10 protein-coding genes are annotated in these 17,508 nt (G+C 71.3%); 6 read left to right on the top strand and 4 right to left on the bottom strand.

Features of this window, described 5'->3' with window-relative positions; all coding sequences use genetic code 11:
• Positions 1–8: 8 nt before the first annotated feature.
• From ABT129_RS10605 to ABT129_RS10585, 5 genes are all read left to right on the top strand, one after another.
• A complete protein-coding gene (locus tag ABT129_RS10605; RefSeq protein WP_351899218.1) occupies positions 9–7,103 on the top strand; it encodes a DEAD/DEAH box helicase in 7,095 nt (2,364 codons plus the stop codon).
• On the top strand, positions 7,100–9,502 hold the full coding sequence (locus ABT129_RS10600) for a UvrD-helicase domain-containing protein (protein WP_351899216.1): 2,403 nt from the start codon (positions 7,100–7,102) through the stop codon (positions 9,500–9,502). Before ABT129_RS10605 ends, ABT129_RS10600 begins: the two co-directional genes overlap by 4 nt.
• Before the next feature lie 814 nt (positions 9,503–10,316).
• Entirely contained in the window at positions 10,317–10,730 is a 414-nt protein-coding gene (locus ABT129_RS10595; protein WP_351899214.1) for a hypothetical protein, read from the top strand.
• Positions 10,731–10,986: 256 nt separating this feature from the next.
• Positions 10,987–12,285: an ArsB/NhaD family transporter gene (locus ABT129_RS10590; RefSeq protein ID WP_351899212.1), complete on the top strand. Its 1,299-nt coding sequence runs from the start codon at positions 10,987–10,989 to the stop codon at positions 12,283–12,285.
• Between the two features lie 174 nt (positions 12,286–12,459).
• Positions 12,460–12,738, top strand: a complete 279-nt coding sequence (locus tag ABT129_RS10585; protein WP_351899210.1) for a DUF3040 domain-containing protein — start codon at positions 12,460–12,462, stop codon at positions 12,736–12,738.
• Positions 12,739–12,792: 54 nt separating this feature from the next.
• On the opposite strand, the gene ABT129_RS10580 is transcribed toward ABT129_RS10585, so the two are convergent.
• Both ABT129_RS10580 and ABT129_RS10575 read right to left on the bottom strand, forming a co-directional pair.
• Positions 12,793–14,043, bottom strand: coding sequence for a cation:proton antiporter (locus ABT129_RS10580; RefSeq protein ID WP_351899207.1), 1,251 nt, complete (start codon positions 14,041–14,043; stop codon positions 12,793–12,795).
• 6 nt (positions 14,044–14,049) lie between these two features.
• The gene (locus ABT129_RS10575; RefSeq protein WP_351899206.1) at positions 14,050–14,520 is read right to left on the bottom strand and encodes a cation:proton antiporter regulatory subunit; all 471 of its coding nucleotides are present in this window, start codon (positions 14,518–14,520) and stop codon (positions 14,050–14,052) included.
• Positions 14,521–14,809: 289 nt separating this feature from the next.
• Between ABT129_RS10575 and ABT129_RS10570 the strand changes: the two genes are divergently transcribed.
• Positions 14,810–15,763: a HAMP domain-containing sensor histidine kinase gene (locus tag ABT129_RS10570; RefSeq protein WP_351899355.1), complete on the top strand. Its 954-nt coding sequence runs from the start codon at positions 14,810–14,812 to the stop codon at positions 15,761–15,763.
• Here the strand turns inward: ABT129_RS10570 and ABT129_RS10565 are convergent.
• Together ABT129_RS10565 and ABT129_RS10560 are read right to left on the bottom strand one after the other, a co-directional pair.
• Complete coding sequence (locus ABT129_RS10565; RefSeq protein ID WP_351899203.1) at positions 15,750–16,448, bottom strand: response regulator transcription factor; 699 nt, start codon at positions 16,446–16,448, stop codon at positions 15,750–15,752. The two genes, ABT129_RS10570 and ABT129_RS10565, sit on opposite strands and share 14 nt — an antisense overlap.
• On the bottom strand, positions 16,445–17,395 hold the full coding sequence (locus ABT129_RS10560; RefSeq protein WP_351899201.1) for a HAMP domain-containing sensor histidine kinase: 951 nt from the start codon (positions 17,393–17,395) through the stop codon (positions 16,445–16,447). The genes ABT129_RS10565 and ABT129_RS10560 overlap by 4 nt, the downstream gene beginning before the upstream one ends.
• Positions 17,396–17,508 lie beyond the last annotated feature (113 nt).

Here is a 17,508-nt window from a genome sequence, read left to right as displayed (position 1 = left end):
CGCACGTCATGCGACCCACACTCGCCGCGCAGACACTGCGCGACACCACGGTCGAGTATCTGACGACGACGTTCGCGCTGGCCGAGCCCGACACCCAGGACGCCCTGGAGGACTTCCTCACGGATCCGGCCGACGGGCTCTTCCGCGGGCCGTACCTCCGCATCCGGCGTCCTTTCCGTCCGGCGGCTGACGACTGGCAGCGTCATCTGGACTGGCACCCGACCACCCTTCCCGCTCCGTACGCTCATCAGGCCGAAGCCTTCGCCCGGCTGACCAGCAAGGACGGGCACCGGCCTCAGCCGACCCTGGTCACCACGGGTACCGGCTCCGGAAAGACGGAGTCCTTCCTCGTTCCCGTACTCGATCACTGCCGACGGGAGAGGGCGGCCGGACGGGCGGGGATCAAGGCCGTCCTGCTGTATCCGATGAACGCCCTCGCCGGCGATCAGGCGGACCGGCTCGGGGAGCTCCTCGACCAGGACAAGCGCCTGGAGGACGTCACGGCCGGCCTGTACATCGGAGAGGCGTCCTCGGGGGGCACGTCGCCGTACGGGCGGGTGATGGTGGACCGGGCGGAGATCCGCCGCAATCCGCCGGACGTCCTGATCACCAACTACAAGATGCTCGACCTGCTGCTCCAGCGGCAGCAGGACGCCCCCCTGTGGATGGACGCCGACCTGACATACATCGTCATCGACGAGTTCCACACCTACGACGGGGCGCAGGGCACCGACGTGGCGATGCTGCTGCGGCGGCTCGCCGCCGTCGTCGGTGCAGGTGAGGACGGGCGACCGCTGGGGAAGATCTGCCCGGTCGCGACCTCGGCGACGCTCGGCTCCGCCGGTGGAACGGACGGTGGGGCGGACGCCGGGGTGGGCGGTCCGCGGGCCATGCTGGACGTGGCCTCCCAGGTGTTCGGTGTGCGGTTCCCCGACGACGCGGTGATCGGGGAGGACCGGCGGGATGCCGAGGAGTTCCTGCTCGCCGTCGATCGTTCCCTGCCGCTTCCGTCGCCTGCCGAGCTGGCCGCTCTGCCGGACCCTGCGCGGACCCCCGGCGGCCTGGACGCCGTGGCGCGCGCGACCCTCGGGTGCGACACGGCCGACCCGCGCGAGCTGGGGCGACGCCTGCTCACGCACCCGCTCACGCACGAGCTGCTCCGGGCCAAGGACGCGCCGCTCACCGCGGTGGAGGCCCTGGAGACCTTCCCGGACGCCTCGGCCTGGCGGGCCGCGGCCGAGCGGGACCCCGAGACCGCCGCCACCGCGCTCGCGCGGTTCGTGGCGCTGATTTCGGTGGCGCGCGACCCCAAGCCCGCTCCCGACGGGCGGGACCGGCCGCTGCTGCTCGTGGAGAACCACCTGTGGCTGCGAGCCCTTTCCCGGGTCCTTCGATTCGTCGCACCCCGGCCGGTGTTCTCCTGGTCGGACGCCGACCAGGTCGCCCTCGCCGAGCAGGACCGTGCGGACGCCGAGCGGCGCTCCGTGGCCGTGGCCGCCCAGGCGGAGCGGCGTCTGCACGTGCGGGGGGCCGGACGGCTGCCCGCCGCCTCCTGCAGGCACTGCGGACGCTCCGGCTGGGCGGCGATCTGCCCGGACCGCAACCCACAGGACCTGAACCACGCGCCGGACGAGATCTACCGTGCCGCCGTGGCCGGCGGCGCCGCGAAGGGGCGCGTGCGGGCGATGATCGCCGCCACCCCGACCGAGGCGGCCGAGCAGGCCCGGGCCGTGCTGGCCCGCCGGGCCGCCCATCGGGGCCGCAAGGGCGCCGCCCACGACGCGAGCCTCCTTGTCCTGGAGGACAACGGGAAGGCCCTGCGCAGGCTCGACCCGGACGAGGTCCTGCCCGACGGGGACGGAGGCGCGGTCTCCCCGGCACCCGAGAACGGCGTGTACGTATGGGTGTGGTTCGACAACCAGGAGAAGAGCGACTACGCCAAGCAGGACCGCTGCCCGGCCTGCGGGCAGGCCCAGGGCATCCGCTTCCTCGGTGCGGGCGTCGCCCAGCTCGCCTCGGTCGTCGTCACTCAGCTCTTCACCGGAGGTGAGCTGCGCAAGAAGGACGAGCGGAATCGGGACGCCCGCAAGACGCTCATCTTCAACGACTCGGTGCAGGACGCCGCCCACCGCGCGGGGTTCGTGGCCAGCCGCTCCTGGAAGTTCTCGCTGCGTTCCCTCATCCACGACCAGCTGGCGGAAGGCATCGGGGCGAAGTCCGAGTACGCGGCCGACGGCGTTCCGCTCAACGAACTGATCGCCTCCCTGGTGACCACGGCCGCCGCGTCCGAGGAGCGGCTCCTCGCCTCCGTCGTCCCACCCGACCTGCACGACATCGACCGGGTGGCACGCCTTCTCGGGGGCAAGAAGCGCATCCCCAAGTCGACGTGGAAGCTGGTCGCCGAGCGCCTCGCCTTCAACACCCTCCTTGAGTTCGGCCTCCACTCCCGGCTCGGCAGGACCCTGGAGCTGACCCGCACGGTCGCGGCCGAGGTGTACCTGCCCGAGCCCGAGAAGACGGCGCACGCGGCCGAAGCCCTGTACCGCGTTCATGTGGAGAAGCTCCTGCCCCTGGCCGCGGAACCGGAACCGGAGCCGGAGGCGGACGAAGAGCCGTCGGCCACCGCGAAGGCGCGGAGGTCCGGACCGCCCGCCGAGGACGGCCCCGAGCGGCTGCGCTACTTCGAGGGGTACGTCCGCGGCCTCCTCGAACACGTCCGGCAGATCGGCGGCATCCACCACACTTGGCTGGACGCCTTCATCGACGACGAAGGCCGCAGCCGGCACTTCCTCTCCACGGGCCGCCCCGAGGGCATGCCCGCATTCGGACGCCACTCCGAGGCCCCGGCGTTCGTCCTGGTCACCGCCCGCAGTGGACGCAGCGAATTCGAACGGGTCGACACCCGCGAAAGCTGGTACGTCGACTTCACCCAGCGTTGTCTCGGCCTGGACCGGGAGACGGCGGGGAAGTACCTGGCGGAACTCTTCGAGCAGCTCGCCGACGACTCGATCGGCGCGCTGGCCCGGCGACGCACCACCCCCGGCGACAGCCAGCAGGGACACGGTGTGTACGGCCTCACCCCCGGGCACGTCCGCGTCCGGCCTCTGGAGGACGAGCAGACCCGACTCGCCGCCCTCACCTGCCCCGAGTGCGGCTGGACCCAGACCGTGCCGCCCCAGCGCGCCTCCGTGTGGCAGGGCACGCGCTGCCCGCTCAAGCGGTGTGACGGGACCCTTTCCCGGCCCTCGGCCGAGGTGGGGGGCCGGGCCGCCCGTGACTACCGCTCCGACTACTACCGGCGTCTCTACCGGGAGACCGACCCGTACAGCGTGGTCGCCGCCGAACACACCGGCGTCCTCACCCGCAAGGAACGCGAAGAGGTGGAGAAGGGGTTCCGACGCGGCGAGAAGCACACCGATCCGAACGTCCTCTCCTGCACCCCGACGCTCGAACTCGGCATCGACATCGGTCAGCTCGAAGCGGTCGTCCTCGCCTCGCTGCCCCCGTCCACGGCCGGCTACGTGCAGCGGGTCGGCCGCGCAGGACGCTCCACCGGCAACGCGTTCATGGTCTCGCTGGCCGACACCAGCCCCCGCGCGCTGTACCACCTCGCCGAGCCCCGTCACCTGATCGCTGGACCCATCCTGCCGCCCGGCTGTTTCCTGTCCGCAGGTGAACTGCTGTGCCGTCAGTACACCGCGTATCTGATCGACCGCGCGGCGCGGGGCTCCCTCGAGGGTGTCCCGCCCCTGCCGGACCGGGTCACCCAACTCATGGGCCGCAACGGCTGGCTCAAGCAGTTCGGCAAGGCCGCCCTCGCCCACGCGGACCTTGTGGAGGACTTCCTCCGGTTGTTCCCCGACATCGACGGCGTCCCGGGTTCCGGAGTCTCCCGGGACGCGCGAGCCACCGTGCGGCGACATGCGCGGACGAAGCTCGCCGACGACCTGCGTGACGCGGAAGCGGCCTGGGAGGCCGAGCGCGCCGAGCTCGCCCGCCGCCGCAACATGATCAACGACACGGTGGAATCCCTCCAGGAGGCAGTGGAGGACGAGGCCCGGGAGAAGCGGAACCTGGTCCGGGAGGCGTCCGGCGTCTCGTCGCGTCTCCAGGAGATGGCCCAGGCCGACGCCCAGGGCTTCCTCGTCGAGTACGGGCTGCTGCCCAACTACAGCCTCGTCGAGGACGGTGTACGCCTGGAGGCCATGCTCAGCCGCAAGGAGCCCGCGCGGAAGACGGGCGACGGTGCATACGCCGCCGACGCCGGGGGCACCCCCAAGCCACGCTGGCGGACCGAACCCCGCGTCTACGACCGGCCCTCCGAGGCCGCGCTCACCGAACTCGCCCCGGGCAACGCCTACTACGTCCGCGGCTACCGCCACGTCGTCGACGGATTCGACCTCGGGCCCGAGCGGAAGGACTCCTCCGACGGCCTCCCCGTGGGTCTGCAGATCTGGAGGGTCTGCAAGGAGTGCGGCCACGTCCGCACCGGTGAGCGCGCCGAACAGGACATTTCGGCCTGCCCGCGCTGCGATGGCACCGGCATCGGCGGACGCACCGCCCTCCACCAGGTCGTGGTGCCCCGCAAGGTGACCGCCCACGACAAGCGGGACGACGCCCGGATCGTCGACGACCACGACAACCGCACCCGGACGCCGTACACCACGGTCACCGCCGTCGACGTCGACCCTGCCGACATCAAGGACACCTGGCGCCACCAGAAGACCACCTTCGGCGTGGACCACGTCCGCGAGGCAGTCATCCGCCGCTTCAACCTCGGCAAGACCAGGCACGGCCGGCGCAACGACACCTTCTTCGCGGGCCAGGAGACCAACGTCACCGGGTTCACCGTCTGCCCGAGCTGCGGCGGTGCCACGGACCGTGAGCCCGGCCACGGCCCCACCCAGGAGACGATCAGCCAGTCACTGCTCGGCCGGGCCGAACTCGCTCACCACCGGCCCTGGTGCGCGGTCCGCCGCCGCGACAAGCAGGCCAGGCCCCAGGACGTACGGGTGATCACCGCGACCGAGCACCGCACGGAAGCCCTTCGCATCCTGCTGCCCGCCGCCACCCTCAACGTGCCGGAACGCCTGGCCTCCTTCTCCGCCGCCCTCCACCTCGGCCTGGCCCTGCGCTACGGCGGCGACCCCGCGCACATCCGCTCCGCCTCCGCCACCGAACCCGACCGCGAGACCGACCTCACCCGCAACTACCTGGTGCTCTACGACGCCCTGCCCGGCGGCACCGGCTACCTCCAGCGCCTCGCGGACCGCGAGGGCGAGGAGTTCCGCGCGGTCCTCGCCGAGGCCCAGGAGCGGCTGCGGAACTGCCCCTGCAAGGACAGCCGCCGCCGGGCATGCCATCATTGCCTGCTGCCCTACGCGCCCGAGCGGGACTACAAGGACGTAGACCGGCAAGAAGCCCTGTGGATGCTGGACAACCTCCTCGGCGTCGACGGAATCAGCGGCTGGGACGTCCGCAAGGAGGCCCCCGACGCCGAAGTCCGCTTCGCCGACCAGGCGGAGAGTGACCTGGAGTGCCGCTTCATCGAATGCCTCGACCGATGGCTCGTCGCCCCCGGCAGCTCCGCCGCGGCCGACCACGTCGAGACACCCACCGGCCGGCAGGGCAAGCAGTTCGGGCTGACCGGGCCGAACGGGCAGCCCGTGCGCTGGGAGGTCGTGGCCCAGAAGGACCTCCACGGCTACCGCACCCGCCCCGACCTCCTCTTCCGCCCGATCGCCGGAGACACCACCGGCGACGGGGCCCCGCCGCTGCCGATCGCCGTCTACCTCGACGGCTACCGCTGGCACGCCTCCTCCCGTACCAACCGCATCGCCTCCGACGCGGCCAAGCGAGCCCGGCTGCGCGCGGACGGGATACTCGTCTGGCAGATCACCTGGGACGACGTCGTCGCATGGGACCAGGCCCTGAAGGGCGACCCGGCGCCGGAGGTCGACGCCGCCCCCGATCCGCTCGCCGCCGTCGTCGCCGGACCCGCGGCCGCCGCGGCCTGGCCGCCGTACGACGTGACGAGCCCGACCGGACCCGGCGCCGCGGTGCGCAAGCAGTGGGCAGGGCTCCGACGTGACCCCGCGGAGGTGAACGCCCTGTTGTACGAGGGAGCCATCCCCTCCCTGCTCGGCTTCCTGCGGGACCCCCGGCTCGACAAGTGGGAGCGGCTGGCCATGCTGGCCGTCAGTGCACCTGCCTCTCTCCGCCAGCGGGAACTCGTGGACGCGGACGCGGCTTCCGCAACCGGCTGGATCGAGGCGGCCGTACGCGAGGAATCCCTGCCGGATACCTCGGGACAGGGCCTCAAGCTCCTGCGATTCCTGGACGACTCCGGACTTCCCCTCGTTCTCGCGGGCGCCCGGCGTCCTGATGGCAAGGGGTTCCGGTGGAACGCCCTTGCCATCCTGGACGATCGGGCCGAAGCCGTCGACGGCGACCGTACCGACCACCGACGTCGGTGGAAGGCCTGGCTGTGCTGGGGCAACATCATCCAGTTCCTCGACCCCACAGGTACCGGCCGGGCCGACGGCCTCGCCCTGGCCCGCACCACGCTCGACACCTTTGACGCGGCGCTCCTCGCCGCCACGGCCGGTCCGGTCGGCGGGCTGCTGACCGCCCTGCGCGCCGATGCACCGGGGACGGGGCTCCACGCGTCTGCGGACGAGGCCGACGACCAGCTCCGTGACGGGGAGTCCGCGACGGTGCCGGAGATCGAGGTGGAGGCCGACGGCAGAGTGGTGGCCGAGGTTGCCGCGCCCGGCATGACCCCGTTGGAAGAAAGTGCCTGGCAGCTGCTCCTGGGGGAGCTGTCGAAGTACGGCGATCCCGATGTCGCGGAGTTCGCCGGGCACCTCGCCGCCCGCGGAGATGTTCCCGCCGGACAGGTGGGCTGGGATGTCGACGGAGTGTCACGCATCGTCGAACTCGCCTGGCCCGACCACAGGATCGGCATCGTGCTCACCGAGGACGCCGAGGACACGGAGTACATGACGCAGTGCGCGGCGGCCGGCTGGCACGTGCGCGCACCGCAGAACTGGGATGTCGAGGAGCTCGCCCGCATGCTGGGCGAAGAGGGGGGCATGCGATGACCCACGGGGCAGGGCGACCGGCGGGCCCGGCCAGGACACGAGTACGGGCGAGCCTCCAGGCGAGCGCGGACATCGCCCGGCGGGGCGGGGCCGTGCAGGACGCGGTCAACACGTTCGTCCGCCGCCTGCGAGCGGACCGCGCCAACCCGGCGCTGCGGCAGACCTTCCTGCGCGCCGCCGGCGACAACGGAGACCTGTACCTCGGAACCGTCGACGCCCGCTGCATGGTCCTGCTCCTCTCGACGGACAGCGGGGACGACATGCAGCTCCTCGCGGTACGCGACGGAGCCTTCGCCCGCGACGAGCTCACCCGGCTCACCGTCGGCATCAACTCCGTTTCGGGCGGGGTCGAGGTGGTCGACCAGAGCGAGGTCGGCGCCAACGTCGTCGCCCTGTCCGAGCGGGCCGAGACCGGTGCTGCGGCTCCCGAACCGGACGCGTCTGTCGTGCCCACCGGGGAAGCGGCCGCGACGAGCAATCTGCGCCCTCCGCTCTTCGCCGCCCATGACGACCAGCGCCTCACCGAGCTCGGCGTAGTGCCGTCCCTTCTGCCGACGATCCGGAAGATCACCACCGACGAGCAGTTCGACAAGCTGCTCAGCCACAATCTTCCGGAACTGACCCGAGACGTCCTGCTCGCCCTGCGCGACCGCATGGACCCCGCGGACGTCCAGCGTCTCGTCACGGACAAGTGGCGCCCTGAGGATGAGGAGGACATCGACGTCCGGGACTGGGCCCGTGCGGCCCGGCGCGCCGTCTCCCAGGCCGAGACCGACGACGACGCCGTATTGGGCGCGCTGGGCAGCGGGTTCGACGCCTGGCGGCTGTTTCTCCACCCGGAGCAGCGGCGTCTCGCCGTAGCCGATTTCAAGGGCTCCGCCAAGGTCACCGGCGGTCCCGGCACCGGCAAGACGGTCGTCGCTCTGCATCGCGTACGACACCTGGTCGACCGGCTGGGCCCTGGCCACACCCGCCCGGTCCTGCTCACCACGTACACCACCAACCTCGCTCTGGACCTGCGAGAACGGCTACGGGACCTGGGAGGCGAGGAGCTGCTCCGCCGCGTGGACGTCAAGTCCGTGGACTTGCTCGCGCGTGAGGTCCTTCAGGAGTCCCGCGCGGAGCTCGGCGCGCCCCTGGACGACGAAGCGGCGATGAACCTGTGGCACACCGTGCGCATCGAGACCAACCAGCACGATTACGACGCGGAGTTCCTCGACAGCGAGTTCAAGCACGTCATCCTTGCCAACCGGTGTGGTTCGTGGGAGCTCTACCGACGCGTGAGCCGCACCGGCCGCCCTCGCGTCACCATCGCCCAGAAGCACGACATCTGGCAGCTCGTCCAGGCCTACAGGGCCCTTTTGGAAGCGCCGCCACGGCAGACGACGTACGCGATCCTCGCCGACCGGGCCGCCGGCCTCGAACAGCACCGCATGGCCCGCGTCGAGGAGCAGGTACGTTACAAGAACGAGCAGGGCGGCCTGGACCTCGTCCACCGGGAGGCCGGTAGCGGCCAGTGGCTCAAGCCCCGGTACCAGCACGTAGTGGTCGACGAGGCGCAGGACCTGTCCGCCTCGCACTGGCGGATGCTCCGCGCCATGGTCCGCAAGGGGCCCAACGACATCTTCCTCGTCGGAGACGCCCACCAGCGCATCTACGGCAGCCGCGTCGTCCTCGGCCACCAGGGCATCGAAATCCGGGGACGCGCCTCACGCCGTCTCATGCTCAACTACCGCACCACCCGTCAGATCCTGGGCAGCGCCAACCGCTTGATCGAGGGCGCCCCCTTCGACGACCTGGACACGGGAATCGACACACTCGACGGTTACCGTTCGGTGCTGACCGGCCTTGCTCCGCAGTTCTGGCGGGCACCGGACAGGGTGACCGAGATGCGGGCGGTCGCCACGCTCATCAAGGAACGTCACGACGCCCATGGCACGCCCTACTCGGCGATGGCGGTGGCCGTGCCCGATGGCAGTTCTGCTCAGGAGTTCGCGTCCCGGCTTGTCAGCGGGTTCCGCATCCCGGTTGCACCGCTGGGCAAGGAAGGAGTCCGCTCCGACGAGGACGCGGTGCGCATCGGCACCATGCACCGCTTCAAGGGCCTCGAATTCCAGCGCGTCTTCCTGACGTCCGTGGGTGAGGGGCAGGTGCCGCACCAGCGCATCGAGCAGTACAGGCTCGCGAACCCTGATCGATACCGCTTGGAGGAGCAGCGGGCTCGTTCCCTTGTGTTCGTCGCGGCCACCCGCGCCCGTGACGAGCTCGTCGTCACATGGAGTGGCAAAGCCAGCCGCTTCCTGCCCCCGGACGCCGACACCACTGCCCTCCGAGCGGTAGACCTGCTCGGGCCGGACGGGCCACCGTCCGGGTCGCGGCGGTCGATTGCCGCGGCCTGACAGAGAGGCGGTGGGTAGGGGAAGACCGGATGAGCAGGTTTCGGGCGGAGATGCTCTGTTCGAGCAAAGTGCGCCGACCTCCGCAGTGCGGTTCTGGTCGCCATTACTCGCTGGGGTGCGGCACGCCCTCGAGGCGCTGCTCCGTCACCAGCGCGCTCCGGACAGTCGTAGGTGCAGCGATCGCCGACCCACTCGCGGAGCTGTGCCTGTTGTCCCACGAGCTGGCCTATGCCGATTGCCGGATCTCCGGCGAGACTCCACGCTTGGTTTGCTGGAGAGGCGGCGGACGCGCTGGGCAGGGTGACGTGCGTGGTTGCTGCCGGAGGCCGGAGCCCCCGCGTCGAACCACTCCACGACATAGCCTGGCGGGCCCTCGTGTCCTGTCGTCGTACATGGTGGGGGCGTGTTTGACGCAGTGCTGGTGAAAGGGTCGCGGCGGTCTCGGCGAGCAAGCGCCGCCGCTCCTCCCGGTCCTCGACCTTGCGGGAACGTAATGCACGTTGATCTTGAGTCCGCTTAGCGCCCCACACGTCTCTGATCTGCTGATTTCCTTTATCTGTCCTTGGCTCTACAGCTTCTTGATGACGCACCATGTGGAGTGCGTCGCGATCCTGGAGCCGATCAAGAAGGACGCGTGAGGTAGAGCCCCCCGCGTCTCCTCTCCGGTGAGGTCCGTGGGCCCGAGACCTGGCCCAGGGCATTCGGTCCTGGACACATGGTCGTTCGGCCTCGGGGGTTCGTACCATGGGGAGATCGACAGCCGTGGCGGTGCACTCGTGGTGCCGTTGTGGAGGCGGATCCAAGGGGGCGGATCGTGACGACGTGGGGGCTGGTTCTTGAGGCCACCGTGGGCATCGGGCAGCGCAAGCACACCGAGGCCCAGGTGCTGACGCAGGTGGAGGGGACGCGGGAGGCCGCGCTCGCCGAGTTGGAGGTGCGGGCCCGGCGCCATGAGCCGGAGCATCCCCGGAGTCCCAAGCGGCGCCGGCTCTTCCGTCACGCCGACGGGTTTCTGCTGGTCGTGGACGGTGCCGTGCAGTCGCACGCCGTCCGGTTCAGTGTCGTCGAGCTCGTCCACGACAGCGACCAGCCTCCCTCGGCCGGTCGGCCGGCGCCTCCGGTCGAGCCCGTGGCACTTCCCTCGCCGACGCCCGACACCGTCGAGCACGATGAGGACGGCGTACCCCTCAAGCCCGCCTGGCTGGGGCGGGGCGATCTGTCCCGTTGATCCGCGGGTCGGCCTGTGGTGCTGAAGATGGGTGTCGGCCCCGATGTGGGGCGATGGTGCCTCGGGTGATGGTGGGGTGGAGGAGCACCCGGAACCCCTGGTGACGGCCTCGGTGGCCGGCGGGGTGGGTGTTCGAGGCCCCGGCCTGAACGGAGCCCGTGCCGATGATCCACCTTGCCGGTTCCCTGTCCGTGCCACTCTCGCCAGGCACGCCAACCGGGCGCGACCGTGCCGTACTTCACCAGGCCGGCCCGCCGTGAGTGGCAGCGCGTGGCTCGCCCTGGTGGTCTTCGCCACCGTCTACGTGCTGATCGCCACGGAGAAGGTCCACCGCGTCGCCGCGGCCCTCGGCGGTGCCGTCGTCATGCTGCTGATCGGGGCCACGAGTCCGGAGCACGCCTTCTTCTCCGAAGCGGCCGGGATCGACTGGAACGTCATCTTCCTGCTCCTGGGCATGATGCTGATCGTCTCCGTGCTCAAGCGCACCGGCCTCTTCGAGTTCGTCGCCATCTGGGCGGCCAAGCGGTCGCGCGGGCGTCCCTACCGGCTGATGGTGCTGCTGATCCTCGCCACCGCCTTCCTGTCGGCGTGGCTGGACAACGTCACCACCGTCATGCTGATCGCCCCCGTGACCATCGCCGTCTGCACCAGGCTCGGCGTTCCGGTCGTGCCCTATCTCATCGCCGAGGTGATGGCCTGCAACATCGGAGGCGCCGCCACCCTGATCGGCGACCCGCCCAACATCATGATCGGCTCCCGTGCCGGACTGTCCTTCAACGACTTCCTGCTCCACATGGCGCCCATCACCACGGTGCTGATCGTGGTGTTCGCGTCGATGGCCCGCTGGATGTTCCGCGGCGCCTTCTCGTACGACCCCGAGCGCGCCGCCCACGTCATGGCCATGCGCGAGCGGGACGCCCTCACCGACACCCGGCTCCTGGCCGTCAGCGGCGTCGTCGTCGCGGTCGTGATGGCCTGCTTCGTCCTCCACACCACCCTGCGTCTGGAGCCCTCGGTGGTGGCGATCTCCGGCGGTCTGATCCTCCTCGCCGCATCCCGGCTCAACGCGCGCAAGGTCGCGGCCGACGTCGAGTGGGAGACCCTGGCTTTCTTCGTCGGCCTGTTCGTGATGGTCGGCGCCATGGTGCGGACGGGGATCCTCACCGACCTCGGTCAGGCGGCCGCCCGCGCGCTGGACGGCAACCTGTTCGGCGCCTCCATGGCCCTGCTGTTCGGGTCGATCGTCCCGTCCGCGTTCATCGACAACATCCCCTTCGTCGCCTCGACCAGCCCGATCGTCTCCGAGATCGTCGCCACCTCCGGAGGGGGCGAGCAGGCCCAGGTGCTGTGGTGGTCCTTCGCCCTCGGCGCCGACCTCGCCGGCAACGCCACGATCATCGCCTCCTCCGCCAACGTCGTCACCGTCGGCATCGCCGACCGGGCCGGACATCACATCTCCTTCTGGGAGTTCAGCCGCTACGGCCTGGTCGTCACCGCCGTCACCACCGTGCTCGCCGGGGCGTATGTCTGGCTGCGTTACTTCGTGCCGGCCTGAACCGGCCCCGAGGCCATCGGGCCCGAGGCCGGGACCGAGCCACGGGTCCGGGCTCGCGGCCGGGACCCGAGCCACGGGTCCGTAGCCCCGTAACCCGAGACCCCGTAACCCGAGACCCCGTAACCCGAGACCCCGGGGCCCGAGCCCCTGAGACCCCGGAAGGAGGAAGCGTCCATGCCCGAATCCGACGACGAGAGGCTCGCCGACCTCGAAGCCGCGCTGTGGCGTGACGATCCGCGCTTCGCCCGCGGCCTGGGGAAGGGGCGTCCCCGGCGGCCACGGGAGTACCGGCGCGGGCCGGCCTGGCCGGTCATGACCTTGGCCGTGGCCGTGGCTGCCGTGATCGCCGGACTGACGGTGCCGAACGGAGTGCTGCTGGCCGTCGGCCTGATCCTCGCCGCGCCCGCGATGAACCGCTTCCACACCACCCGCCGGCGCCGCCACGACCTCTGATGCCGCCTCCGGCACCCCGGCGTGCGGCCCGCGCGGACGTCGCGGGCCTCGGCGTCAGGTGCGGCCCGCCGGGTCCTGGGCTGCGGGACGGGCGTCGTCCGGGGACGCCGACGGGGAGGGTACGGCGGTCGGGGCCGGCCCCGACGGGGTGCGGCGGCTGCCGATCCAGGTGGCGACCGGTTCGGTGTAGCGGGCGGTGAGCGGGCCGATCACCACGAGGATCAGGACGTACGCGGTCGCGAGCGGGCCCATCGCCGGTTCGATTCCGGCGCTGACGGCGAGGCCGGCGATGACGATGGAGAACTCGCCGCGCGCGACGAGCGTGCCGCCCGCGCGCCACCGGCCCTTGACCCCGACCCCGGCCCGCTTGGCCGCCCAGTAGCCGGTGGCGATCTTCGTGCCCGCGGTGACCACGGCGAGCGCGAGCGCGGGCAGCAGGACCGGCGGAATGCTGGCGGGGTCGGTGTGCAGGCCGAAGAAGACGAAGAACACCGCGGCGAACAGGTCCCGCAGCGGGCTGAGCAGCGTGTGGGTTCCTTCGGCGACCTCGCCGGAGAGGGCGATGCCGACGAGGAACGCGCCGACGGCCGCGGAGACCTGGAGCTGCTGGGCCACACCGGCGACGAGCAGGGTCAGGCCGAGCACGACCAGGAGCAGCTTCTCCGGGTCGTCGCTGGAGACGAAGCGGGAGATCAGCCGTCCGTAGCGGACCGCGACGAAGAGCACCGCTCCGGCGACACCGAGGGCGATGGCCAGGGTCGCGCTGCCGGCGGCGAGGCTCACGCCCGCGAGGAGGGCGGTGATGATGGGCAGGTAGACGGCCATGGCGAGGTCTTCGAGGACCAGGATGCTGAGGATCACCGGGGTCTCCCGGTTGCCGACGCGGCCCAGGTCGCCCATGACCTTGGCGATGACCCCCGACGAGGAGATCCAGGTGACGCCCGCCAGGACGACGGCGGCCACCGGACCCCACCCCATCAGCAGGGCCGCGACCGCACCCGGTACCGCGTTCAGACCGAAGTCGACGAGCCCGGCGGGATACTGCGTCTTGAGGTTGGAGACCAGGTCGCTCGCCGTGTACTCCAGGCCGAGCATGAGGAGCAGCAGGTTGACGCCGATCTCGGCGCCGATCGCGACGAACTCCTCACTCGCCGGCAGCGGGAGCAGACCGCCCGTGCCGAAGGCGAGCCCCGCGAGGAGGTAGAGGGGGATGGGGGAGAACTTCAGACGTCCGGCCACCCGGCCGAGCAGGCCGAGGCCGAGGATGATCGCACCGAACTCGATGAGGAAGAGGGCGGAATGCACAGGCTGTCACTCCTGTCCGAGTATCGCGGCGGCCGCGTCGACGCCCTCGCGGGTGCCGATGACGATGAGCGTGTCGCCGCCCGCCAGACGGAAGTCCGGCGCGGGCGAGGGGCGGGCCTCCGCCCGTCGCAGCACGGCCACGATCGAGACCCCGGTCTCGGTGCGCATCCGGGTCTCGCCCAGCACCCGGCCGTTCCAGTGCGAATGGGCCGACAGCTCGATCCGTTCGGCGACGAGCCCCAGGTCGGTGGTGTGCAGCACGTTGGGGCTGTGATGGGCCGGCATCAGCGCGTCGATGAGCACGGTCGTCTCCGCACCCGTCAGGTGCAGCGACTGCGCGCACGCGTCGGGGTCGTCACCGCGGTAGACGTTCACGGTTCGCGTGCCGTCGCGGTGCGCGACCACCGACAGATGGCGGTGTTCGCGCGTGGTGAGGTCGTACTGGACCCCGATGCCGGGCAGTGGTGTGGTGCTCATCCGTGGAGCGGGCACAGCTGTCCCCCTAGTGTTCGTTCCGTACGTGACGCCGTCGCGGCGCAGCTCTTCTCCGGGCAGGAGCGGCCGTTCGGCGGGGCCCATCGTGTCACTTTCCGCGTGGCCGAAATATGGGTGCCGGCACGGATGGACAGCGGTCTTCCACCCCGGTCAGGATGGGGTGGGGGAGTGGGCTCCGTCGCAGCTCGGAGGGGTGGTAGCCGAGAACGGAGCGGTACGGCCACCGGGCCGTGACGGAAGGTTGGGGGACCGGCTGGAAAGGCGTGTGGCCGTGTCTTTGTACTGGCGGATCTTCCTCCTGAACGCCTGCGTTCTGGCCACGTCGGTGATCCTGCTCCTCGGCCCGGTCACCGTCTCCACCCCGGTCCTGTTCGGGGAGGCGCTCGTGCTGCTCGGAGGGCTCGCCGCGATGCTGGCGGTCAACGCGGCCCTGCTCAGGATCGGCCTGGCCCCACTCGTCCGGCTGAGCCGGGCGATGACCACGGCCGACCTCCTCAAGCCCGGGGCCCGCCCGGCCGTCACCGGGGACGGGGAGATCGCCGCCCTCACCCGGACCTTCAACGCCATGCTCGACCGGCTCGAAGCCGAGCGGGCCACCAGCAGTGGCCGGGTGCTCACCGCCCTGGAGGGCGAACGCAAGCGCATCGCCCAGGAGCTCCACGACGAGATCGGCCAGACCCTCACCGCCGTCCTCCTGCAGCTCAAGCACGCCGCCGACCGCTGCCCCGAACCGGTCCGCACCGACCTGCGCCAGGCGCAGGAGACCACCCGTGCCAGCCTGGACGAGATCCGCCGCATCGCGCGCCGGCTGCGCCCCGGGGTCCTGGAGGAACTCGGCCTGCACAGTGCCCTGCGCTCCCTCGCCGCCGAGGTCGGGACCCCGCGTCTGGGCGTCACCGCCCACATCACCCCCGGCCTGCCGCACCTGGACCCGGCCGCCGAGCTCGTCGTCTACCGCGTCGCCCAGGAGGGGCTGACCAACGCGGCACGCCATTCGGGTGCCACCCGCGTCGAGATCCATCTCCGGCCCCGCCCCGGGGGCGGCGTCGGACTGCTGGTCCGCGACGACGGGCAGGGCCTCGGGGACGCACCCGAGGGCGCCGGCATCGGCGGCATGCGTGAACGCGCCCTGCTGATCGGCGCCGAACTCGGTGTCGGGGCGGGCCCGCACGGTGGTACGCAGGTGTCCCTGGACCTCCCGGACGCGGGCCCTACGGCTCGATGAGACCCACCCGGATCGCGTACCGCGTGAGTTCCAGGCGGTCGCGCATGCCCAGTTTCTGGAGCAGGTTGGCGCGGTGGCGCTCCACCGTCTTCGGACTGATGACGAGCAGGTCGCCGATCTCCTTGGAACTGTGACCCTCCGCCACGAGCTTGAGGATCTCCTCCTCGCGTTCCGTGACGGCCTTGTCCGGCAGGGGGCGGCCCTGTTCCGCGCGGTCCAGGTAGGTGCGGATCAGGGCGGTCTCGGCGCCCGGGTAGATGAAGGGTTCGTCGCGGACGGCCGCCCGGCACGCCTCGACCAGGTCGCGGTCGGCCACCGACTTCGGCACGTAGCCGCTCGCGCCCGCCTTCAGCGCCTCGAAGAAGTACTGCTCGTTGTCGTACATGGTGAGGATCAGGATCCTCAGCTCCGGCTTGATCCTGCTCAGTTCGCGGGCCGCCTGGAGGCCGGTCCTGCGGGGCATCGAGATGTCGAGGACCGCCAGGTCGATCTCCTCGGAGCGGGCCAGGGCCACCGCCTCCGCCCCGTCCGCCGCCTCCGCGACGACCGTCAGGTCCGGTTCCGCGTCGAGGATGAGCCGTACCCCTCCCCGTACCAGCGCGTGGTCGTCCGCGAGCAGGATGCGGGTGGGGGCGCGGGTGGGCGTGGGGGCGGGGGTGCGGCTGGGGGTGGTCGGTCCGGTCATGACATCGCCTTATCAGGTGGTGTGCTCAGGTGGACTTCCGTACCGCCGAACCTGCCGTCGCGGACCGTCAGTTCCGCGCCGATCAGGAGGGCGCGTTCCCTCATCCCCTGGAGGCCCGCGCCGTCGGGCGCCCGTCCGATGCCGCGGCCGTCGTCCTTGACCAGGAGGCAGACCCCGCCGCCGGGCCGGCGGCGCAGGCGCAGGTCGACCTGGGTCGCGTCCGCGTGGCGGGCCGTGTTGGTGAGGCCCTCCTGCGCCACGCGGTAGAGGACCAGCTCCGTCGCGTCGTCGAGTTTCGGCAGGCCGGGTTCGATGTGGGGCCGTACCGTCAGGCTCCGCGTCGAGAACTCCGAGGCGAGGGAACGCAGGGCGCTGTGCAGGCCGAGTTCCTCCAGGACCCCGGGCCGCAGCCGCCGGGCGATGCGGCGGATCTCGTCCAGGCCCGCCCGGGTCGTCTCCTGTGCCTGGTGGAGCTCCGGCCGCAGTTCGTCCGGGGCATGGCTCGCGGCGTGCTTGAGCTGGAGGAGTACGGCGGTGAGGGTCTGCCCGACCTCGTCGTGCAGTTCCTGTGCGATACGCCTCCGCTCCTCCTCCTGCGCCGACAGGACCCGGGCGGTGCTCGTGGCCCGTTCCGCTTCGAGCCGGTCGAGCATCGTGTTGAACGTACGCGTCAGGTCGGCGATCTCGCCCCGCCCCGGCACCGCGGTCCGCCGCCCCGGCCGGAGCAGGTCCGCCGTCCGCATCGCCCGGGTGAGGCGCTGGAGCGGCGCGAGGCCCACCCGCAGGAGGAGGGCGTTCGCGAGGAGCATCGCGGCCAGACCGGCCACGAGCACCACGGCCTCACCGAGGAGTACGGGCGTGGAGACCGTGACGGGGCCGAACAGCAACAGCACGGCGACGACGAGGACCGAGGCGTTGAGGAGGAAGACGCGCCAGTACAACGACACCGATCCGACTCTCCCCGTTCGACCTTCGAGCGTCCTACGCGCCCCGCCCCCTGGCCCGTCCACTCCTGCGCCCGGCGGCGGAATCCACCCATCCGCCCGGCGGCGGAATCCAC

The sequence above is a fragment of the Streptomyces sp. NPDC002057 genome (assembly GCF_040296665.1).
Classification (GTDB): domain Bacteria; phylum Actinomycetota; class Actinomycetes; order Streptomycetales; family Streptomycetaceae; genus Streptomyces.
This window is presented reverse-complemented; position numbering and strand designations above follow the sequence as displayed.

Excerpts from the sequence above, each read along its gene's own strand:
- ABT129_RS10575 (WP_351899206.1), bottom strand. The coding sequence starts at position 14,520 with ATGAGCACCACACCACTGCCCGGCATCGGGGTCCAGTACGACCTCACC.
- ABT129_RS10600 (WP_351899216.1), top strand. The coding sequence starts at position 7,100 with ATGACCCACGGGGCAGGGCGACCGGCGGGCCCGGCCAGGACACGAGTA.
- ABT129_RS10565 (WP_351899203.1), bottom strand. The coding sequence starts at position 16,448 with ATGACCGGACCGACCACCCCCAGCCGCACCCCCGCCCCCACGCCCACC.
- ABT129_RS10585 (WP_351899210.1), top strand. The coding sequence starts at position 12,460 with ATGCCCGAATCCGACGACGAGAGGCTCGCCGACCTCGAAGCCGCGCTG.
- ABT129_RS10605 (WP_351899218.1), top strand. The coding sequence starts at position 9 with ATGCGACCCACACTCGCCGCGCAGACACTGCGCGACACCACGGTCGAG.